We start from the raw sequence: 22291 nt of genomic DNA on the forward strand, positions 1-22291 counted from the left end.
TTTGCTTCCTATAGAGGGGCATACCATATAGGAATTTCAGTTGCCTTGCAACTCAAATACAGGACATGGCTCTTGCACTGTGAGGAGCAGTGCAGAGCCTGTTGTCCGGTTTAGGAGAAAAATATGTCGTTAGTATCCAACTTGTTTATCCTTTTTGTGGCGGCAAGTGTACTTGTCTTTTATCTTATTCCCCACAGATTTCAGTGGATCGTTCTTCTTGCTTTCAGCTACATCTATTATATTGCAGGCGGTCCGCGTTATGTTGTCTTTATTCTTTTTTCCACCCTTGTCACCTGGCTGATGGCTCTTCTTATTGAAAAAACAGAAATAAATGGAAATCATAAGGGTGCCAGGAAACTTCTGATTCTTGGTCTGATTCTTAACTTTGGTATGCTTGGAATCGTCAAGTACACCAACTTTGCAGTAGAAAATATCAATGCATTGCTGCATTTGAATCTGAGAGGGATACAGCTATTGCTTCCCCTTGGAATTTCCTTCTATACATTCCAGTCCTCAGGCTATCTTCTTGATGTATACTGGAAAAGATGCAAGGCAGAGAGACACCCGTTGAAATACGCATTGTTCGTATCCTTTTTCCCTCAGATTCTGCAGGGACCTATCGGCAGATATAGCCGCCTGGCAGATCAGCTTTATGCTGAACACAGGTTTGAGGGAAATAATATAATCAGAGGTTTTGAGCGGATTCTCTGGGGCTTTTTTAAGAAAATGATCCTTGCGGACTGGGCCGCTGTTTTTGCAGATGCTATTTTTGAAGATCCGGCAAAGTATAACGGGGTGGCACTTTTTGGAGTTTTGTTTTATACGATCCAGCTTTACGCAGATTTCTCTGGAGGAATGGATGTTGTGATCGGTATTGCCTCTATGTTTGGAATTGAACTGGATGAAAACTTCAAGCGCCCATTTTTTGCTGTATCTATCACGGATTTCTGGCATCGCTGGCATATCACTCTTGGAACCTGGATGAAGGATTATGTTTTTTACCCGGTGACCTTATCCGGCTGGATGGGTAAATTTGGAAAATGGGGCAAAAAGGTGTTTGGCAAGAAAATTGGCCGCACCCTTCCTATCTGCGTGGCCAATCTGATCGTATTCTTCGTTGTAGGCGTATGGCATGGCGCTGCGTGGAAATATATTGTATACGGTATGTATAATGGTATTATTATTGCCTTCAGCGGACTTATGGCAGAGAATTACCGTAAATGGAAAAAGAAGCTTCACATTTCCGGTAAGGAAACCTGGTATTATCTGTTCACTGTAATCCGTACTTTTGTATTGGTTGTGATCAGTATGTACTTTGATAGGGCAGACAGCGTTAGACAGGCATTTCATATGATGAAGCAGTCTATCACACAATTTGCTCCGGCCCAGCTGCTTTTGATTCCGGCAGGTAAACAGGGGACTTCTTTTACTCCATATGCTCTTGTGATTATAGCTGTTGGCTGTGTAATATTATTTGTGATAAGTCTCCTTCAAGAACGTGGCGTGAAGATTCGGGAATCTCTTGCCAGGCTTCCTCTTCCTGTTACAGTTGCCATTTATTTTTGCATGCTGATATCCATAGGTTTGTTCGGTTCCACAGCAGTAGCGAGAGGTTTTATTTATGCACAATTTTAAGAAAATTATAAAAACAATAGTAGTGGTTGCTGTGTGTGTGACGCTTCTTGCTGGATTGGATATGGCTCTTTATCCTTGTACCTTTATGAGAAATGACATTCATGCAGTGGTAAGTAACCAATATGATGACATTATTCTTGGAACATCCCATGGAATGACAGATATCGATCCGGCTGTGATGGAGGAAATCACAGGCAGAAGCGGTCATAATGTATGTGTAGGGGGAGAATATGGAATTGATGCCTATTATATTGCCAGACTGATTGCAGAGAAACAGAAGCCTGCAAGAATCATTTATGAGGTAGATCCGGGATATTTTGTTTCTGAGAAAGAAGAGGGAAATAACTATCTATTATTTTATCATGAGTTTCCATTTTCAAAAGCTAAGGTTGAATACTTCTGGAATTCTATTGCAAAATGCAATTTCCGCACTGTTTTGTTTCCCTGGTATGAGTATTCTCTTGGATATGAGCTTAGCAAGGTGAAAGAAACCTTCACTCAGAAATGGAATAAGGATTACGATATTGCCCATCTGAAAAGTGATACCCAGGAGTACCACGAAAGCGGTCTTATCGAGAGGTATCCGGTGGATACTACCAAGCTGAAAATGAAGGATTTGAAGCTCTTTGAGGAGGAACAGGTAAACCCTCAGAATATGGAATATCTTGGACGGCTGATCGATTTTTGCAGGGAAAATGATATCCAGTTTGTCGCAGTAACTACGCCGATTCCTATTAATACCTTACAGGCATATAGCGATAACTATAATGCTGCATGGAAATACTTTGGACAGTATTTTGATGAGCATGAAGTAACATATCTGAACTTTAATACCCAGTATTTTAAAGCATTTTCCCATGATCTTTCAGACTATACGGATTTTGATGGTCATATGAATGGAAATGCTGCAAAGGAGTATTCTAAGGTTCTGGCTAATATTCTGAAAGGAGAGGGTGTATGATAACAAGTATTTTGGAATATCTTGAAAGTTCTGCTTCCAGATATCCGGACAAAACAGCATTTGCAGATCTTGACGCTACATGTACATTTGAGGAATTACGCCTCCGGGCAAGAAGAGTTGGGACTGCCCTTGCAGAACATTTTGCTCCGAGAAATCCGGTGCCGGTTTTTATGGAAAAAAGTGTGGATACCATAGGTATGTTTATGGGGGCTGTTTATGCTGGATGTTTCTATGTGCTTCTTGATACTAAGCAGCCGGCTGCAAGAATTTCGCAGATTCTGGATATTCTTGACAGTAATGTGATTGTTACTTCCAGTAAGTACCAGAAGGATCTGGAAAAGCTGGAATTTAAGGGAACAATTCTTCTTACTGAGGAACTGGAAAAAACACCAGAAGACAGTTTTGTTCTGAAGAGTATTCGAGATCAGGCATTAGATACAGATCCGCTTTACGGCATTTTTACATCGGGATCCACAGGAGTTCCAAAGGGTGTTGTTGTGGGGCATCGTTCTGTAATTGATTTTATTGACTGTTTTACAGAGCTGTTTCATATTACAGGCGAAGATGTAATGGGAAATCAGGCACCATGGGACTTTGATGTTTCTGTAAAGGATATTTATTCAGGCCTGAAAACCGGGGCCACTGTGCAGATCATTCCCAAACAGTATTTTTCTATTCCTAAGAATCTTCTTGATTTTCTGGTTGAGAGAGAGGTTACCACGATCGTATGGGCTGTGTCTGCTATGTGCATTATCAGTACCCTGAATGGTTTTACCTATAAGGTGCCAGACAAGATTAAAAAGGTTTTGTTCTCTGGAGAGGTTATGCCTATTAAGCATCTTAATATCTGGAGAAAATATCTTCCAGATACTATGTTTGTAAATATTTATGGTCCTACAGAGATTACCTGTAATTGTACATATTATATTGTTGACAGAGACTTTGAACCGGGAGATGTGCTTCCAATGGGGAAAGCCTTTCCTAACGAAAAAGTCTTCCTTCTGGATGAAGAAGATCATCTGGTTACAGAAAAGAGGATAAACGGTGAGATTTGTGTGGCAGGTAGTGCGCTTGCACTTGGCTATTATAGAAATCCTGAACAGACAAATAAGGCATTTGTTCAGAACCCTTTGAATGACAGATATCTGGAGCCTATTTATCGTACAGGAGACCTTGCTTTCTACAATGAAAACGGGGAGCTTTGCTTCGCTACACGTAAGGACTTCCAGATTAAGCATATGGGACATAGAATTGAGCTTGGTGAGATTGAGACAGCAATGGATAAACTTCCTGAGATTCGAAGAAGTCTGTGTATTTACGATCAGGCAAAAAATAAAATCGTTGCTTTTTATGAGGGTGATATCGATCGTAAGCAGCTGTCACGTTCCCTTGTGAAATATGTACCAAACTTTATGGTGCCGAATGTATTTGTCCAAGTGGATACCATGCCTCTTACAAAGAATGGCAAGATTGACAGGAAAGAGCTGACAGCCAGATATCAGGAGGGAAGATAAATGGCGGATTATAATTTTTTGCAGAAATTTATAGAAGATAAGAATCCTACGCCTTCCTATGTATTTGATCTGGATGCTTTGGCTGTACATGTAAATAAGATTAAGGAGCTGCTTGTAGGAAAAGCAAGAGTCTGCTATGCTATGAAGGCCAATCCTTTTCTTACAAGACCAATGATGAAGCATGTAGATCTTTTCGAAGTATGCTCTCCGGGAGAATTTCGTATTTGTGAGCGTGTCTCTGTTCCAATGGAGAAAATCGTGCTTTCAGGTGTATATAAAAATCCTTCTGATATCCGATATGTACTTGAAACATACGGTGAAAAGGGTGTATATACAGTAGAATCTCTGGAGCATCTGAAGCATTTGCAGAGGATTGCGGGTGAACTGGGGCTGACTATTGATGTGCTGCTTCGTGTGACCAGTGGTAATCAGTTTGGTGTGGATGAAGAAGATATTCGCAAGATTATTTCCAGGAGACAGGAGTATACTGCACTTCACATTCTGGGACTTCAGTTCTATTCAGGTACTCAGAAGAAAAATCTTTCTCAGATGGAAAGGGAGCTTCAGAGTCTGGATGCCTTTCTGGGAGACCTTAAGAAGGATTATGGGTATCAGGCAGAGGAGCTTGAGTACGGACCAGGATTGTTTGCACCTTATTTTGTGAAGGATAAGGAGGAGTCTGTTGAGGAGCTTCTGGGTGGATTTGGAAGGCTTCTGGATAATCTTACCTTTGGGGGAAATGTAATACTGGAGATGGGACGATATCTTACCTATCTGTGTGGTTATTATATTACTTCTATCGTGGATATGAAGGTGAATCATGGTCTGAATTATGCTATTGTGGATGGCGGTATTAATCATCTGAATTATTATGGCCAGGCGATGGCTATGAAGCGGCCTCATTGTACACAGACCGATAATACGGGAAATATACGCATGGAGGGTGATGAGGAACAGTGGAATTTATGCGGTTCTCTTTGTACTGTAAGTGATGTGATCGTAAAGCTTTTTCCATTGAAAAAACCACAGATTAGTGATATGCTCATATTTGAACGTGTAGGTGCATATTCTGTGACAGAGGGGATTTATTTATTCCTGAGCAGACCGATGCCAAGAATTTATTTCTGGCATAAGGGAAATCTTACTTTGGTTCGGGAGGCATTACACACAGATGAATTTAATTCGGAAAGAGAGGAAATGAAAAATGGACAAATTAATTGAAATTCTTGAGGAAATCCAGCCAGATGCGGATTATGAAACCTGTGAGACACTGATCGATGATGGGATCCTTGATTCCTTCGCAATTTTATCTATTGTCAGTGAGCTTCAGGACGAGTTTGATATCACTATTACACCGGCTGATATCGTACCGGAGAACTTTAACTCAGCAGCAGCCCTTTGGGAGATGGTTTGCCGTCTGAAGGGCTGATTACAAGAGACTGATTTATTGGGAGAGAAAGAGTATGCGAAAGATAAGCAAATTTCTGGCAGTTATAGCAATCAGTATTATGGCTGTATGCGTACCTGCCCAGGCTTCTGAAATTACCCCAGAGGTGACTGCAGCTCCAACTGTGACTGCAGTTCCAGTTCAGCCTACGGCAGCACCGACTAGAAAGAAAGGCCTTGTAAAAGAAGGAAAGAAATATGTTTATTACGACAAAAAGGGTAATAAACTGAAAAATAAATGGAAAACCATTCACAAAAACCGTTACTATTTTGACGCGAACGGAAAGGCGGTTACAGGTGGGAAAAGAATTGGTAAATACATATATGTATTTAATCTGGAAGGCAAACTGATTCGTCCCACTAAGGCCAAAATTGTAAAAGTAGGAAAGACATCCTATTATGTAGACACAAAGGGTCATGCATATGTTGGATTCTTTAAACTTGGAAACCGTCTTTACCGGGGCGATGTAAAAGGTCGTCTTACCAAGAATAAAACAGTTTCCAATGTTACCTTTAACCGCAAGGGATATGCAGATAACGATGTAAATGCAAAACTAAAAATAGAGCTTATGAATGTTATTTCCAGGATCACCAATCCGGGGATGAGTAAATCCCAGAAAATGTATGCCTGCTGGTGTTATCTTACCAGCAGCAGTAATTTCTACTATTCCGGCTACTGGCCAGACTTTAATAAAAAAGGCTGGCAGCGAGAGGTAGCATACAATATGCTTGTTTCAGGTGGCGGTGACTGTTATGGCTTTGCCTGCACCTTTGCTGCAATGGCAAGAGAGATTGGCTATAATCCTTATGTAGTTCTTGGACGTGTATCCGGTACCAGAGATGGTGCAGCAGATGGCCTTACCAGTCATGGCTGGGTCATTATTGACGGATGCTACTATGATCCGGAGGCACAGTTTGCAGGATGGTACAGAGGTGTATACGGAAGCGGCAGCTACGACATCAATCATCAGATTAAGAGCATTGTGAGATTTGCGTCATAATTGACGGATACGTCACATCGGCGAAATGTGAAGCATTTTGAAGAGGGCTTTGAATAATTAAATATCTGACATCATGTAGAGCGGAAGAGAAGATATGCATTATTTCTTTTCCGCTCTTTGCGTATACAAAAATTCATTAGACTGCAACTTGATGAGAGCGTTCAGACAAATTTGTTAATAAATTGGGGTGTGCAGACGCGAAAATTACTTTCTGCATTAATTGTTTTGCATTGAAGTTACAGGGGAAAAGAAAAATGGGAAAGAGAATGGTAATACATAAATGGAAAGTCTGGGTTGTGCGAATTGCTTTTTCATGTGGACTTCTTATTATCTCACCAACATTACAGACAGAGGCTGCCACAAAGAACAGCTGGACAGTAAAAGTAAATAACGAGTACAAGGCTAAACTTGTAAAAAAGAAAGATCAATGGTATCTTCAGTCTACATCCATTCAGATGAAGAATAAGAAAGGGACGGAAAGAATCGCATATCTTTCAATTCCATCCAATGTGGGACTTGCCAGTGGTTATTATTATTTTTGGACAGATGGACGAATAGACAAAAGGAAAAAATTTCATGCTCTTGATACGAAAATTGGGACTACACGCTTTAAAGGCTCCTATTATTTTGGGGAAACAGCCGGACGGCTGAAACAGACGGCTGGTTGGATTGTGTTTAAGGGAAAGAAGCTCGCCCTGAACAAAAATGGAAAATTGTATACAAACCGCTGGTACAAAGGTTATTATCTGACGGAGCATGGCACAATTGCCACAAACCGCAAGATTTCCGGCACCTTGTATGTAGATGCAGAAGGGAAAAAATGCGCGAAGGAAGAGGTAAAGTTAAGCAAACTGAGAATAAAAATAAATGAAAAACTGAAAGGATACAGGGGGAACTGGTCTGTTTATGTGAAAGATTTAAAAACAGGAGATGTCCTTTCCATAAATGAGACCAGCATGTATCCGGCAAGTGTGATCAAGCTTTTTGTGATGGAGGCTGTTTATGCCGGTGCTGCAGAGAAAAAAATCAGTCTTAACAGCTATGTGAACGGTCTTTTGGACAGCATGATAACAATCAGTGACAATGAGAGCTACAATGAGTTGGTTCGGACTGTAGGACAGGGCAGTTTCGCGTAAGTATTCGAACCAGATGCTAAATCTTCTGCTGGCGCAGGAAAGGCGGTATAAAATTCCTGCAGGTCTCCCCTCAGGCGTTAAGTCTGGAAATAAGACCGGGGAGACAGACAGCTATCAGCATGATGCGGCGATTGTATATGGAAAAAAGACAGATTATGTGATTGTTGTGTTTGCACAAGTTGGCGAATATACAGGAATTAATGGGATAAAGGAAATATCCGGTATGGTATATGAGCGCCTGAATTAAATTAGTATGTATAAAATCCTGCTATTTCGCAAGAAACGAGGTAAAGTCCATATGTTTATCCAACCAGTTCCCTGCGATTCCGACGCCTTTTCCCATGGTAAAGGCGGCTACAACGGTACCAATTCCAAGTCCTTTGATATGCCCGAGACCGAATCCGGTGAGGGCAGCAGTGATAATCAGGCAGATTACATCGAAGCTGATCTTGATTTTTGGATATGCCACAGAAGTGATCTGGGACAGTTCCCTTGGGAAAAGGTCAGTAGGGACAATAGGCATTTTGCAGCGGTTGGAAATAGCGATTCCAATACAGATCAAAATGTAGCTTGCAATAAAATAAAAAATTCTCCAGCCAATTGCTGTAGGAAGAACATTTATCCATAATTCATGTACATCAAGCAGCTCCCCGAAAACGAATCCTACTACGAAGCTGAATAGATACTGGACTACGAATTTTTTCCGCAGGATCATCAGCGCCAGTACCAGAAGTCCCTGAAATATGTAGGTCCATGTTCCAAGGCTTATCTTCGGAAAGACGCAGGAAAAAGCGTAGGGAACACTGGAAATAGCGGAAATTCCTGTCCCGGAATAGAGCATAAGGACAACGCCGAAGCTGTTGATGGCAACCGCAAGAAGAAGTGCAAGCTCTCCCCGGTAGATTGGGAGAGATTTTTGTGTAGTTTGTGTATTCAAGTGAAAAGCCTCCTGTCATGTTGATTCTTGCATATTATACTACGGATGTGAAAAAATGCAATAAAAAACAGATTTGTTGTTATAATAACTGAATATCACGAAAATTTATAGTATAGTTACGAAAAACAGTTATAGCAGGAGGCTTTTTATCATGGATAAGATGAAAAATATAAGTAAAGCAGAAGTGCTGGTATTAAAGGACCAGGTAGCTTACCAGGAGGGACAGGTTGTGAGCCGCACACTTGCACAGAATGCGGCAGTGAGTGTTACCCTTTTCTCATTTGATAAAGGGGAGGAGATCAGTACACATGAGTCTGGCGGAGATGCATTTGTTACCTGTCTGGATGGTGTGGGGGAAATCACTATTGATGGTGTGAAGTACGAATTACATGAAGGTGAGTCTATTGTAATGCCTGCGAAGCATCCTCACGCAGTTATGGGAAAAGAGAAATTTAAAATGCTTCTTGTGGTAATTTTCTAGAGTATTTTTCAAATACGCTTTAGAACAGACAACTACTGAAAAATATTATCATGTAATCTTCTTGCAATCCCATGATGGTTAGCGTATACTAATCAATATAGTTAGGAATAGCTAACCTAACAGTGTAAATCATTTGGACTCCTTTATTATGGCAGAAAGACCGCTGGCATAATAAAAGGAGTTCCTTTGAAAATGAAAGGAGTATACATACCATGGATTACTTAGAAATTGAGAAAGTTATTGGAAGAGAAATTATGGATTCCAGAGGAAATCCCACAGTAGAAGCGGAGGTTTATCTGGTAGATGGAACTATCGGCAGGGGAGCTGCTCCCAGCGGTGCTTCTACAGGCGAATTTGAGGCTCTGGAGCTTAGAGATAATGATAAGGGCAGATACCTTGGAAAAGGTGTCACAAAAGCCGTAGAGAACATTAACACATCCATCAACGAGGTAATTTCAGGAATGGATGCATCTGACATATACGCCATCGACAAAGCCATGATAAAGGCAGATGGAACCAAGGACAAATCAAACTTTGGTGCAAATGCAATCCTGGCTGTTTCCATCGCATGCTGCCGTGCAGCTGCAACATCCCTTGATATCCCGCTTTATCGTTTCCTCGGTGGTATTTCCGGAAACCGTATGCCAGTACCGATGATGAACATTGTAAACGGCGGCTGCCATGCACTTTCCTCAGGACTTGATGTGCAGGAGTTTATGATCATGCCAGTTGGAGCACAAAGCTTCAAAGAGTGCTTAAGATGGTGTGCAGAAGTTTTCCATGCTCTTGCAGCTATTCTGAAATCAAGAGGACTTGCAACATCTGTTGGTGATGAGGGTGGTTTTGCACCAGCTCTGAAATCTGATGAAGAAGCAATTGAGACAATTCTTGAGGCTGTTAAGAATGCAGGCTATGATCCAGGAAAAGATTTTATGATCGCTATGGACGCAGCTTCTTCTGAGTGGAAGACTGGTAAACTTGGCGAGTACAAGCTTCCAAAGGCCGGTACTGTTTACACATCTGACGAGCTGATCGACCACTGGAAAAAACTGGTTGACAAGTATCCGATCATCTCCATCGAGGATGCGCTTGATGAGGAAGACTGGGAAGGATGGAAGAAGCTTACCAAAGAACTGGGAGATAAAGTGCAGCTGGTAGGTGATGACCTGTTTGTAACAAATACAGAGAGACTTTCCAAAGGTATTTCTCTTGGATGCGGCAATTCCATCCTAATCAAGCTGAACCAGATCGGATCTGTATCAGAGACTCTTGAGGCAATCAAGATGGCTCATAAGGCTGGTTATACAGCAATTTCTTCCCATCGTTCAGGCGAGACAGAGGATACTACGATTGCTGACCTTGCAGTAGCATTAAATACCTGCCAGATCAAGACCGGTGCTCCGTCCAGAACAGAGCGTGTTGCAAAATACAATCAGCTGCTCCGCATCGAGGAAGAGCTTGGAAATGCAGCAGTATATCCGGGAATGAGCGCATTCAATGTAAAACGCTAATGTTCCGCAAAGCGGTTACTGACTGCAAAGTGAACAGTAACAGATTTACGAGATGATTTCACAGATGTAATCTACCTTATACCCCCTTAAGTAGTGTTATAGAAAGATTCCCCTGCCAGGAAAGCGTGGTTCCATGGCAGGGGGATTTTTAGGATTATTTATTGCGATTTACAGGTGATATTCCGTGAATAATGTTACTGCAAACCGTACAATTATTTCATTCTGTTATTACAGGAATACATATTTCAGAACAAAGATAACAGCCAGTGCATACATAAGCGGGCTGATCTTTTTGTCCTTAGCTTTTCCGGTACAGACGTTGATGATAACATAAGAGATAACACCAAGTGCAATACCTTCGGAAATGCTGTACAGGAACGGCATTGCAATGATTGCGATAAATGCCGGAATCGCTTCTGTAAGGTCGTCAAAGTCGATCTTGGTAACAGAGGTCAGCATAAGGAATCCAACCACGATCAGAGCCGGAGCTGTGGCGAAGGAAGGAATCGCCAGGAAGATCGGGGAAAGGAACAGGGAAAGTGCGAACAAAATAGCGGAAACAAGTGAAGTAAGACCTGTACGTCCGCCCTCTGCAACACCAGAAGCGCTCTCAACAAACGTGGTAACAGTAGAAGTACCACACATAGCACCTACAGTAGTACCAACAGCATCGGAAAGAAGAGCACCTTTGATTTTTGGAAGCTTACCGTCTTTGTCCAGCATGTCTGCCTTGGAAGCAACACCGATCAGAGTTCCCAGAGTATCAAACATATCTACAAATAAGAATGCAAACATGATAACGATAAAGTCAAGTGAGAAAACTCCTGCGAAATCCATTTTCATAAAGGTAGGAGCCATACTCGGTACGGAAATTCCATTGGAAAAATCCGGGAGAAGACTGTAGAAACCTGCATCCGGATTTGGAACATAAAGTCCCACAAACTGACAGAGGATTCCAAGCGCCCATGTAATAAGGATGCCCCACAGGATACCGCCTTTTACATTCTTTACAAGAAGTATGCCGGTAACCAGTACGCCAATCAGGGCAAGAAGAACAGTGATTCCAAGATAATTGAAAGAACCATCTGACATGGAGCCCTTAAAGGAGAACATGCTTACCAGTGTGGAATCATTGTTTACAACGATCTTTGCATTCTGCAGACCAATAAATGCGATGAAAAGGCCAATTCCAACAGAAACTGCGTGTTTCAGTGTCATAGGAATGGAGTTAAAGATTGCTTCACGTACATTGGTAAGGGAAAGCAGGATAAAGATGATACCTTCCACAAATACAGCAACCAGAGCCTGCTGCCAGGAATAACCCATTCCAAGAACTACGGTATATGCAAAGTATGCATTCAGTCCCATACCGGGTGCCAGGACAAACGGGTAATTGGATAACAGTGCCATCAGGCAGGTTGCAATGAAGGATGAAAGTGCAGTAGCAGTAAAGACTGCACCGCGGTCCATTCCGGCAGCGGAAAGGATGTTGGGATTGACAGCGAGGATGTAAGCCATGGTCATGAATGTGGTAATACCGGCCATGATTTCGGTCTTCACGTCAGTGTGGTTTTCCTTCAGGTGAAAAAGTTTTTCAAGGTTCATAAATGTACCCCCTTCTTTTTACGGCAGCTTGTGTGCCGTTTTTTATATTTTACAGGAATGTTTTGGATGTTGCTTTGCCACGCCCGCAACGCGGATTCCTGCAAATTTCAGGTAGTGAACATTTGACAGAGGATAGAGCTTCGAAAAAATCTCTGCAAAATGAATATTATCATTTCAGGGCTTGTCACATCTTTGTGTGTTTGTTTATATATTTGGCTTTGTATTTAGAATATACAATTGTCTGATCTTTATACAGTCCATAATATCCAGAAGCCGCATAGCTGATAGAAACGGCGATCAGATAGAAGGACACTCCCTTAAAGCCAAACATTTCAAAGGCAATCAGAATAGAAGTAATCGGGCAGTTCGTCACACCACAGAAAACAGCAGCCATTCCGCAGGCTGCGCAAAGGGAGGGAGAAAGCCCTATCAGCTGTCCTGCCATGCATCCGAAAGTGGCGCCTACGCAGAAAGACGGAACGATTTCGCCTCCGCGAAAACCAGCCTTCATAGTCAGTGCGGTAAGGAGCATTTTCCAGAAGAAAGCCATATAATCGGTGTCTCCGGTCTCCACTGCTTTCTCAATAAGCTCAGCACCGGCTCCCATGTAATCCGTAGTTCCAAGAATCAGTGTAATAAAAATAACCAGAACGGCACCGGCCACTACCCGTGCATATTTATTAGAAAAAAACCGGCCGTAGAATCTGGCTGTCTCGTTTAAAATAATACAGAAGACAATACTGATCACTGCACATCCAAGGGCTACAACGCCCATTTTCAGCCCTGTTTCCAGAGAAAGTGCAGGAATATTTACTACGTGAAAAGCTTCCGGCGTAACGCCCATACCAGCCGCAAAACGGGATGCGATCAAAGATGCGATCATACAGGGCATAAGAGCTGTATAATACATAACCCCTACACTGACCACTTCCAAGGAAAAAACAGCTGCAGCCATTGGTGTGCCAAATAGTGCAGAGAAAGCAGCACTCATACCACACATAACGATCACATGACGGTCTTCCTCATCGAGATGGATCCATCTGCCAAGAAGATTGGCAATGCTGCCACCCAGCTGAATAGCTGCACCCTCACGTCCTGCTGAACCACCGGCAAGATGTGTCAATGCAGTCGAAATAAAAATCAGCGGACCGGATCTCCAGGGCACATCATCCTGGGAACGGACTGTAGAAAGGACTTGATTCGTGCCGCCATCGTCTTTTCCGAATTTTTCATAAAGAAATACGATGCAAAGTCCGAACAGGGGCAAGAGAAAAAAGGTCCACAGATGTGCCTTGCGGTAACCGGTCACTGCCTTCAGCACAAAAGAAAATAAAGTACTGAAAGCTCCCGCTATACATCCTACCACCACTGCCAGAAGCAGCCACTTAAGCAGGTTCCCCATGTCACGTCTGATAGCTCCGGAGTAATAGCGAAATTTGTCCTCCGGAGTCTGCCTGTTGTCTTTTTCCATAGTATTTTCGTCCTCTCATGTATAGTTGTGACTTACTCCATTTTGTCACCTGAAATAATTGTTTGATATTACTGGAAAATTCCTTTTATAAATACGAATTTATGCGTATTTTCATTATACTATATACGCTCAGAAAAAGCGACAAAAATTTTTGAGAATTTCAAAAATTGTCTATAATTTTAAAGCAGATTGGAAAATGGAAACATAATTTATTATAAGTTTCTTTTTATCGGGGAAAATAATGGAAAAATCCTTTTATACCGGAAAAGGAATCGGTGTGTGTATTCTGGATACCGGGATTTATGAGCATATAGATTTTACTGGCAGGATCTGGGCTTTTTATGATTTCCTGGCTTTTAAAAGGCGGCCTTATGACGATAATGGACATGGCACCCATGTAGCCGGGCTGGTGGCAGGAGATGGCACTGCTTCCATGGGAAAATACAGAGGCGCAGCACCAGGCTGCGGAATCATTGCCCTGAAGGTGCTTGACCGTTATGGAACGGGCAGTCAGGATGACGTGCTTCGGGCTCTTCGGTGGATTCGGGAATACAGGCAGCAGTACAGGATCCGGGTGGTAAATATTTCTGTGGGAACTACCTGTAACTCAAAAAGAAACCATGCCAGGCTTCTGGAAAGTGTGGAGCAACTGTGGGATGAAGGAGTGGTAGTGGTCACAGCTGCCGGAAACCAGGGACCAAGGCCGGGCAGTATCACAGCTCCGGGAAGCAGCAAAAAAGTGATCACAGTGGGCTCCAGCGATTTGTTGGAAGGGCGCAGTGCTATTTCAGGGAGAGGACCAACGGCGGAATGCGTGTGCAAGCCGGATATTGTGGCGCCTGGAAATAAGATCATGTCCTGCGTGCCTGGAAAACCTTATTCTTATGGTGTGAAAAGCGGCACCTCTATGTCTACGCCTCTGGTGACAGGTGCTATTGCTTGTGCTTTGGAAAAAAATCCTGCACTTACCAATACGGATATCAAAACTATGCTGATGAATAGCGCAGAGGATATGGGACTGCCTCAAAACCTGCAAGGGTGGGGGAAATTTAACCGCAGAAAGTTTCTGAAAATGTAAAAGCAGCCAATTGTGTGAAAAGGATTTCTGCTTAAGTGATTTGAAGAAATGTACGAAAAAGAATACACAAACTTTGATAAAGAATTATCACTTTACAGTATAAAAGCACTTGACGAAGTCGCTTTAAGTGAGTAAAATGGACAGCAAGAGTTCCAAGAGATGAGGAGGAAATATCTATGGAAAACAGACGTGTTTCTATGAATCGCCACACAAACCTGCTTCAGTTAGAGGAGCATATGTATCCGCTTGTGGATGTTGCAACTCCCAATGTATTCCGAAATCTTTTTCCATATTCTGAAGTACCGAAAATTGCATTCAACGACCGAGTTGTTCCACATCATATGCCAGATGATATCTGGATCACCGACACGACATTCCGTGATGGCCAGCAGTCCAGAGCACCATACAGCACTGAGCAGATCGTAAGGATTTATGATTACCTTCATAAGCTGGGCGGACCGGAAGGAAGGATTCGTGCTTCTGAATTTTTCCTTTACAGTAAGAAAGACCGTGATGCTGTTGAGAAATGTATGGAGAGAGGCTATGAGTTCCCTGAGGTTACCAGCTGGATCCGTGCAAATAAGAAGGACTTCCAGCTTGTCCGCGATATGGGTATGAGAGAGACCGGTATCCTGGTAAGCTGTTCCGATTATCATATTTTTTATAAGATGAAAATGACACGTAAACAGGCGATGGAGCATTATTTAAGCATTGTAAAAGAATGTCTGGAAATCGGTGTTTCTGTCCGTTGCCATCTTGAAGACATTACACGAGCTGATATTTATGGCTATGTTATCCCATTCTGCCTTGAGCTGATGAAGCTTCGCCAGCAGTACGGCATTCCGGTTAAGGTTCGCTGCTGTGATACCATGGGCTACGGTGTTAACTATCCTGGTGCCGTGATCCCTCGTTCTGTACCTGGTATTATTTATGGTATTATGGTTCATGCAGGCGTTCCTTCTGAACTGATCGAGTGGCATGGACATAACGACTTCTATAAGGCAGTCAGCAACTCCACAACAGCATGGCTGTATGGTGCGTGTGGTGTTAATACTTCTTTGTTTGGTATCGGAGAGCGTACCGGAAATACACCTCTTGAGGCAATGGTATTTGAATATGCACAGCTTCGCGGAAACCTTGGTGGTATGGATACAACGGTTATCACAGAGCTTGCTGAGTACTATGAGAAAGAGATTGGCTACCACATACCGGAAAGAACTCCCTTCGTTGGAAAGAACTTCAATGTAACAAGAGCTGGTATCCACGCCGACGGACTTCTGAAAAATGAGGAAATCTATAATGTATTTGATACCGAGAAATTCCTGAACCGCCCGGTTGAGGTTGCCGTTTCCAATACTTCCGGAGCTGCCGGAATCGCACACTGGATCGACAGCCATTATCGCCTGAAGGGCGACCAGAAGGTTGATAAGAACAGCGAGCTTGTAAAGATGATCAAGTCCTGGGTTGACCAGCAGTATGAGGATGGCCGTGTTACTGTGCTTTGCGATACAGAACTTGAAGCAATTGTAGCAGAGACTTGCCAGAGACTTGGAATTACGTTAAAATAGGGTTGCTGCGGACATAGTTCACAGTTACCACAAAACATATACTAGGAGGTAATAATGGGTAAAATTCAAATGCAGACCCCTCTTGTTGAGATGGATGGGGACGAGATGACCAGAATTCTGTGGCAGTTGATCAAGGATGAGCTTCTTCTTCCTTTTATTGATCTGAAGACAGAATACTATGATCTTGGACTGGAATACAGAAATGAGACTGATGACCAGGTAACCATAGATGCAGCGGAAGCCACCAAGAAATACGGAGTTGCTGTTAAATGTGCCACCATTACCCCGAATAAAGCCAGAATGTCTGAGTATAATCTGAAAAAAATGTACAAAAGCCCTAACGGAACTATTCGTGCAATCCTGGATGGAACTGTTTTTCGTGCTCCCATTGTGGTAAAGGGAATCGAGCCATGTGTGAAGAACTGGAAGAAACCTATCACCATTGCCCGTCATGCTTACGGCGATGTATATAAGAATGCCGAGATGTACATTGACAAACCAGGAGATGCTATGCTGGTATTCAAAGGAGAAGACGGCGAGGAGAGAACGGAGCTGATCCATCACTTTGATACTCCAGGCGTGATCCAGGGTGTTCATAACCTGGACAAATCCATTACCAGCTTTGCAAGATGCTGCTTTAATTATGCCTTAGATACGAAACAGGATCTGTGGTTTGGCGGCAAGGATACCATTTCCAAAACATACGATGGCAAATTTAAAGAAATTTTCCATAATATTTATGAAGCTGAGTTTAAGGAAAAATTTGAGGCCGCAGGCATTACTTTCTTCTATAGTCTGATCGATGATGTAGTAGCCCGTGTAATGAAAGCAGAAGGTGGATTTATCTGGGGCTGTAAGAACTATGACGGGGATGTTATGAGTGACATGATTTCCTCTGCATTTGGTTCTCTGGCAATGATGACTTCTGTACTGGTTTCTCCGGATGGATATTATGAGTATGAGGCGGCTCACGGAACTGTACAGAGACATTACTATCGTCATCTGAAAGGAGAGGAGACCTCTACCAACTCTGTAGCAACAATCTTCGCCTGGACCGGTGCTCTGCGAAAAAGGGGTGAGTTGGATCAGAATCAGGAGCTTATAGAGTTCGCAGATAAACTGGAGAAAGCAACCCTTTCCACTATCGAAGGCGGACAGATGACCAAAGACCTGGCACTGATTACTTCTTTAAAAGATGTAAAAGTCCTTAACAGCCGCGAGTTTATTCTTGCAATCAGAGAGAAGCTTGAGGCCATGTAATAAAACAGACAGCTTTAATAAGTTGTTTAAAGTAAAAATGTTAATATTGTTATAAAAAACAGGAACGGTTTCGGATATTTATATTCGAAATTCGTTCCTGTTTTTGAAATAAATATGAAATGTAAGGCTCAAAAGAACAGGTTACTGGTAATTTATGCCAGCTCCTCCCATTTTTCATAAAGTCCTTCCAGTTCTTCTGCTATAGCAGCTTTTTCCCGGCTGAGCTTCGTGCATTCTGCCACATTCGTACAGATATCTGGCAGAACCATGGTTTCATCAATTTCTTTATCCCTTGTTTCCAGTTCTTCAATCCGTGCTTCCACTTTCTTCAGCTCATTTTCCCGTTTTCTCTTCAGAGCCTGTTCCTCTTTCTGCTGCTGCCAGGTGAGTTTGGTTTCAGAGACGTTTTCCTTAACTTCCTGAGCGGCGGTCTCCTGAACAGGAGCATAAATCCGGGTCATCTCCTCCTTCTTTTCCAGGTAGTAATCATAATCACCGATATAATTGACAATGGCCTGGTTGGTCAGATCCATAATGCGGGTAGCAGTCTGGTTAATAAAATAACGGTCATGGGAAACGTAGAGGACAGTTCCTGTGTAGCTGTTCAGTGCTTCCTCCAGAATCTCCTTGGATGCAATATCCAGATGGTTGGTAGGCTCATCCAGTATCAGGAAGTTGGCTTCTGAGAGCATCAGCTTCGCCAGGGAAACACGGCCACGTTCACCACCAGAGAGAGAGGAGATCAGCTTAAACACATCATCTCCTGTAAAAAGAAAAGCAGCCAGCATATTGCGGATTTCAGTCTCAGTGAGAGTCGGATATGTGTCTGATATCTCCTGGAAAATAGTTTTCTCCATATGCAGAACATGGTGTTCCTGATCATAGTATCCGATCTGAACCTTGGAACCCAAGGCAAAGCGTCCTGCATCAGCATCCACAATTCCATTGAGAATCTTCAAAATTGTGGTCTTACCAGTACCATTGTTGCCAATCAGGGCAACACGCTCCCCACGTTTGATTTCAAAATTAATATCTGTAAACAAAGTCTGTCCCGGGAAAGCCTTGGAAAGTCCTTCTACAGTAAGTACATCATTTCCACTGATAAAACGTGGTTCCAGGGAAATACGCATCTGGTTATCAATTTCAATTGGTTTCTCAATGCGCTGGATTTTGTCCAGCATTTTTACACGGCTCTCAGCACGCTTAATGGATTTCTCGCGGTTAAAGGAGCGGAGCTTGGTGATAACAGCCTCCTGATGTTTGATCTCTCTTTGCTGGTTCAGGTAAGCCTTGTACTGGGCGTCACGCAGCTGCGCTTTTTTCAGGGCATAAGCGGAATAGTTGCCTTCGTACATTCTCATCTGGGCAGCCTCGATCTCCACGATCTTGGTAACTACCTTGTCCAGAAAATAACGGTCATGGGAAACGATAAATACAGCACCCGGGTAGTTGAGAAGATAGGTCTCAAGCCATGCAATGCTCTCCATATCCAGATGGTTGGTAGGCTCGTCCAGAAGGAGAATATCCGGTTTGGAAATCAGAAGCTTGCCAAGTGCAACCCGGGTTTTCTGACCTCCGGAAAGGTTCTCAATCTGTTTGCCGTAGTCTTCTTCTTCAAATCCAAGACCTTTTAAAACACCTACGATTTCACTTTTATAAGCGTAGCCGTTTTCCAGCTCAAACTGGTGAGTCAGGCGGGTGTAGCTGTTCATCAGGCTCTCAAGTTTGTCTCCTGCTACGTATTTCATTTCCTGCTCCAGAGAACGGATCTTGTCCTCCATATCCAAAATGTACTGCTTGGTGGTCATCAGTTCTTCGTAAATGGTGTGATGACCGTGGATATCCTGGTACTGGGCCAGATAACCGATCTTCTTATCCTTGGCAATGACCACCTGACCGGAATCCGCGGAAATCTCCTCCATGATAATACGAAGAAGAGTTGTTTTCCCCGCACCGTTATTGCCGATGAGAGCGGCCTTTTCCCGTTCTTCTATGTGAAAAGAAGCATCCTGCAGGATCACCTTTTCCCCAAAAGATTTGCAGATGCTCTGACATGATAAAATCATAAGTTCCTCCTTAAAAAGGCGGTTCTGTATACACAGAAACAGCATTATTAGAATGTTCAATAGTATATTATACTTGAAAAATTTATTTTTTGAAAGAATAATTGTCAAATCACAAAAAAATTTGCAAAAATTTGTAATTCTGCACAACTTTAATTGACAAGAAAATAACATTTCGGTATAATTGACATAGTGTTACGCGGGCTGCCGTTTACAGGTAATGTTCCGCGATGCGTTTTTAGCGGAAAAATACAGGCAGCGGAAACAAGGAGGGGAACATTTTGGATGCAAAAGAGATCTCAAAGGCGGTAATTAAGAGATTGCCAAGATATTATCGCTATCTGGGGGAGCTGATGGAAGAGAAGGTGGAACGTATATCTTCCAACGACCTGAGTAAAAAAATGCATGTGACTGCTTCACAGATCCGACAGGACTTAAATAATTTTGGCGGTTTTGGACAGCAGGGATATGGATATAATGTAGAATATCTTTATACAGAAATTGGTAAAATACTGGGATTGGACACCATTCATCCCATGATCATCCTGGGCGCAGGTAATCTGGGACAGGCACTTGCCAATTATGGAGACTTCGAAAAACGTGGCTTCCGTCTGGTTGGAATTTTTGATATAAACCCGGTTCTGGAGGGAATTTCCGTTCGCGGGATTGAGATTCGGATGATCAACAGTCTCCCGGAATTTATCAGGGAGAATCAGGTGGAGATTGCTATTTTAACCCTGCCGAAGAATAAGGCCAAGGAGATGGCGAAGGTTCTTATTGACAATGGAATCAAGGCAATCTGGAATTTTGCCCATACAGATCTTGACGCCCCGGAGGATGTGATCGTGGAGAATGTTCATCTGTCCGAGAGCCTGATGGCTCTGTCTTACAACTTAAGCCAGTATCGTAACGAACATAAAGAAAACAAAGAATAAAAGTCAAAGAGGACTGCTGCTTGTCTCGCTGAAGGATTTACAGGAGACCGGGCGGCAGTTTTGCATTAGGAGTGGTCTTATGAAAAAAGTTGTAACCTGCAGTCAGATGAAGCTGCTTGACCATGGCACCATTCATAATATGCATGTTCCCTCACTGGTTCTCATGGAGAGGGCAGCACTTGCCACAGCAGAAGAGATCCGGAAATATCTGGAAAAGAAAAACGGTTCTGGAAATTTGAAAAAAGAACGGATTCTGACCGTCTGCGGATCTGGCAATAACGGAGGTGACGGCATTGCCATTGCAAGACTTCTGCATCTGGCAGGGATCCGTTCTGAGATTTATCTTGCAGGAAATCTGGATAAAATGACAGAAGAAACCCGACACCAGTGGGACATTGCCATGTGCTACCAGGTACCGGTAATGAATAACCCTGTATGGGATGAATATACTGTTATAGTAGACGGAATTTTCGGCGTTGGACTTTCCAGGGAGATTACCGGGAATTACAAAGAGATAATTGACCATATGAATGAAGCTCCTGCATATAAAGCAGCGGTGGATATTCCGTCTGGCATTCATGGAGATACGGGAGCTGTTCTTGGAACTGCTTTTGAGGCAGATCTTACCGTAACATTTGCGTATAAAAAACGTGGGCTTTGTCTATATCCGGGAAGAGCTTATGCTGGCAGAACTGTGGTGGCGGATATTGGAATTTATGACCGGGACCGTGATGGCAGTGAGCTTGCAAGCAAGGCTGCCTGGCATATAGAAAAATCTGATATGAAAACTCTTCCGGCAAGAAAACCATGGGGAAATAAAGGAACATTTGGCAAGGTTCTTCTTGTGGCGGGTTCGAAGGGAATGTGCGGAGCAGCCTGTCTGAGTGCCAGTGCAGCACTTCATGGAGGTGCCGGGATGGTGAAGATCCAGACTGTGGAAGAGAACCGGATTCCTTTACAGAGCCTTTTGCCTGAGGCAATGCTGACCAGCGAATTTGATGAGGAAGCCAATAAGAAAAATTTAAACTGGTGTGATGTGCTGGTGATCGGTCCAGGACTTGGAACTGAAGGCTCAGGAAAGGAAAGAATGCTTTGGTTCCTGGAAAACGGAGCAAAAGCAGGAAAGCCTGTTATACTGGATGCAGATGGTCTGAATATTCTGGCAATGCATCCACAGTGGATGAAATTCATAGGGGAACAGACCATTCTCACACCCCACATGGGCGAGATGAGCCGTCTTTGCGGCTTGGATGTATCAGAACTAAAGGAAGACCCTGTAGCACGTGCTTATCAGTATGCAGAGAAAAGTAGCGGTGTTCTGGTACTGAAAGACGCATGTACAGTAGTGACTGACCGGAATGAAAAGCTGTATCTGAATCTTTCTGGTAATTCGGGAATGGCCACAGCAGGAAGCGGAGATGTACTTTCCGGTATTATCGCAGCTGTTCTCTGCATGTATTTAAGTTGTGAGGAAGAACAGGAACTTTCCTATAAAGCTGCCATGGCAGTGTATATTCACGGTCTTTGCGGTGATATTGCCAGAGAGAAAAAAGGATCTCACGGCATGACGGCGAAGGATATGATCGAAGCCCTGCCGGAAGTTTTGAAACTGGCAGAAGTTCAAAGTAAAGTATGAGAATTGTGACGTACATTTTGCAGAACGCCTTTTGAGGCATGCTCTGATAAATT

Annotated in this window: 19 protein-coding genes; 15 read left to right on the top strand and 4 right to left on the bottom strand. The window is 43.0% G+C overall.

Annotated elements, in window-relative coordinates; translation table 11 throughout:
• Positions 1-123 precede the first annotated feature (123 nt).
• The 8 genes from ABHC48_RS13050 (at position 124) to ABHC48_RS13085 (ending at position 7940) form a co-directional block, all read left to right on the top strand.
• Positions 124-1635 carry an MBOAT family protein gene (locus ABHC48_RS13050; protein ID WP_195699380.1) on the top strand — a complete coding sequence of 504 codons (1512 nt, stop codon included), beginning with the start codon at positions 124-126 and terminating at the stop codon, positions 1633-1635.
• Complete coding sequence (locus tag ABHC48_RS13055) at positions 1622-2596, top strand: hypothetical protein (protein WP_173769107.1); 975 nt, start codon at positions 1622-1624, stop codon at positions 2594-2596. Before ABHC48_RS13050 ends, ABHC48_RS13055 begins: the two co-directional genes overlap by 14 nt.
• Positions 2593-4110, top strand: a complete 1518-nt coding sequence (locus ABHC48_RS13060) for an amino acid adenylation domain-containing protein (protein ID WP_195699381.1) — start codon at positions 2593-2595, stop codon at positions 4108-4110. The genes ABHC48_RS13055 and ABHC48_RS13060 overlap by 4 nt, the downstream gene beginning before the upstream one ends.
• Complete coding sequence (locus tag ABHC48_RS13065; RefSeq protein ID WP_195699382.1) at positions 4111-5331, top strand: alanine racemase; 1221 nt, start codon at positions 4111-4113, stop codon at positions 5329-5331.
• Entirely contained in the window at positions 5315-5539 is a 225-nt protein-coding gene (locus ABHC48_RS13070) for an acyl carrier protein (protein ID WP_118578418.1), read from the top strand. The genes ABHC48_RS13065 and ABHC48_RS13070 overlap by 17 nt, the downstream gene beginning before the upstream one ends.
• A 34-nt stretch (positions 5540-5573) precedes the next feature.
• Positions 5574-6557: a transglutaminase domain-containing protein gene (locus tag ABHC48_RS13075; protein WP_195699383.1), complete on the top strand. Its 984-nt coding sequence runs from the start codon at positions 5574-5576 to the stop codon at positions 6555-6557.
• 254 nt (positions 6558-6811) lie between these two features.
• Entirely contained in the window at positions 6812-7693 is an 882-nt protein-coding gene (locus tag ABHC48_RS13080; protein ID WP_173715567.1) for a serine hydrolase, read from the top strand.
• Positions 7694-7706: 13 nt separating this feature from the next.
• Positions 7707-7940: a serine hydrolase gene (locus ABHC48_RS13085; protein ID WP_118578415.1), complete on the top strand. Its 234-nt coding sequence runs from the start codon at positions 7707-7709 to the stop codon at positions 7938-7940.
• A gap of 21 nt (positions 7941-7961) precedes the next feature.
• Here ABHC48_RS13085 and ABHC48_RS13090 read toward each other — a convergent pair whose 3' ends face one another.
• Complete coding sequence (locus ABHC48_RS13090; RefSeq protein WP_118578414.1) at positions 7962-8630, bottom strand: DUF6198 family protein; 669 nt, start codon at positions 8628-8630, stop codon at positions 7962-7964.
• Between the two features lie 151 nt (positions 8631-8781).
• On the opposite strand from ABHC48_RS13090, the gene ABHC48_RS13095 reads away from it, so the two are divergent.
• Complete coding sequence (locus tag ABHC48_RS13095; protein ID WP_173769113.1) at positions 8782-9111, top strand: cupin domain-containing protein; 330 nt, start codon at positions 8782-8784, stop codon at positions 9109-9111.
• Positions 9112-9323: 212 nt separating this feature from the next.
• Positions 9324-10622 (top strand): phosphopyruvate hydratase, encoded by a 1299-nt coding sequence (gene eno / locus ABHC48_RS13100; RefSeq protein ID WP_195699384.1) that lies wholly within the window; start codon positions 9324-9326, stop codon positions 10620-10622.
• A gap of 228 nt (positions 10623-10850) precedes the next feature.
• Here the strand turns inward: eno and ABHC48_RS13105 are convergent, their stop codons facing one another.
• Positions 10851-12227: an NCS2 family permease gene (locus ABHC48_RS13105; RefSeq protein ID WP_173773234.1), complete on the bottom strand. Its 1377-nt coding sequence runs from the start codon at positions 12225-12227 to the stop codon at positions 10851-10853.
• Between the two features lie 184 nt (positions 12228-12411).
• Positions 12412-13698, bottom strand: coding sequence for a chloride channel protein (locus ABHC48_RS13110; RefSeq protein WP_187565678.1), 1287 nt, complete (start codon positions 13696-13698; stop codon positions 12412-12414).
• Between the two features lie 241 nt (positions 13699-13939).
• On the opposite strand from ABHC48_RS13110, the gene ABHC48_RS13115 reads away from it, so the two are divergent.
• The 3 genes from ABHC48_RS13115 to ABHC48_RS13125 all read left to right on the top strand — a co-directional run bounded on the left by ABHC48_RS13115 (position 13940) and on the right by ABHC48_RS13125 (position 17604).
• Positions 13940-14776, top strand: coding sequence for a S8 family peptidase (locus ABHC48_RS13115; RefSeq protein WP_195699385.1), 837 nt, complete (start codon positions 13940-13942; stop codon positions 14774-14776).
• 176 nt (positions 14777-14952) lie between these two features.
• Positions 14953-16344, top strand: a complete 1392-nt coding sequence (locus ABHC48_RS13120) for a 2-isopropylmalate synthase (RefSeq protein ID WP_118578409.1) — start codon at positions 14953-14955, stop codon at positions 16342-16344.
• A gap of 54 nt (positions 16345-16398) precedes the next feature.
• Entirely contained in the window at positions 16399-17604 is a 1206-nt protein-coding gene (locus tag ABHC48_RS13125; RefSeq protein WP_118578408.1) for an NADP-dependent isocitrate dehydrogenase, read from the top strand.
• Between the two features lie 152 nt (positions 17605-17756).
• Here the strand turns inward: ABHC48_RS13125 and ABHC48_RS13130 are convergent, their stop codons facing one another.
• The gene (locus ABHC48_RS13130; RefSeq protein WP_118578407.1) at positions 17757-19670 is read right to left on the bottom strand and encodes an ABC-F family ATP-binding cassette domain-containing protein; all 1914 of its coding nucleotides are present in this window, start codon (positions 19668-19670) and stop codon (positions 17757-17759) included.
• Between the two features lie 278 nt (positions 19671-19948).
• Here ABHC48_RS13130 and ABHC48_RS13135 point away from each other — a divergent pair, with 278 nt between their 5' ends.
• Together ABHC48_RS13135 and ABHC48_RS13140 are read left to right on the top strand one after the other, a co-directional pair.
• Positions 19949-20602, top strand: a complete 654-nt coding sequence (locus ABHC48_RS13135; RefSeq protein ID WP_173715574.1) for a redox-sensing transcriptional repressor Rex — start codon at positions 19949-19951, stop codon at positions 20600-20602.
• A gap of 79 nt (positions 20603-20681) precedes the next feature.
• Complete coding sequence (locus ABHC48_RS13140; protein ID WP_195699386.1) at positions 20682-22238, top strand: NAD(P)H-hydrate dehydratase; 1557 nt, start codon at positions 20682-20684, stop codon at positions 22236-22238.
• Positions 22239-22291 lie beyond the last annotated feature (53 nt).

This window comes from Ruminococcus sp. 1001136sp1 (assembly GCF_039841815.1).
GTDB classification, from domain to species: Bacteria; Bacillota; Clostridia; order Lachnospirales; family Lachnospiraceae; genus Blautia_A; species Blautia_A faecis.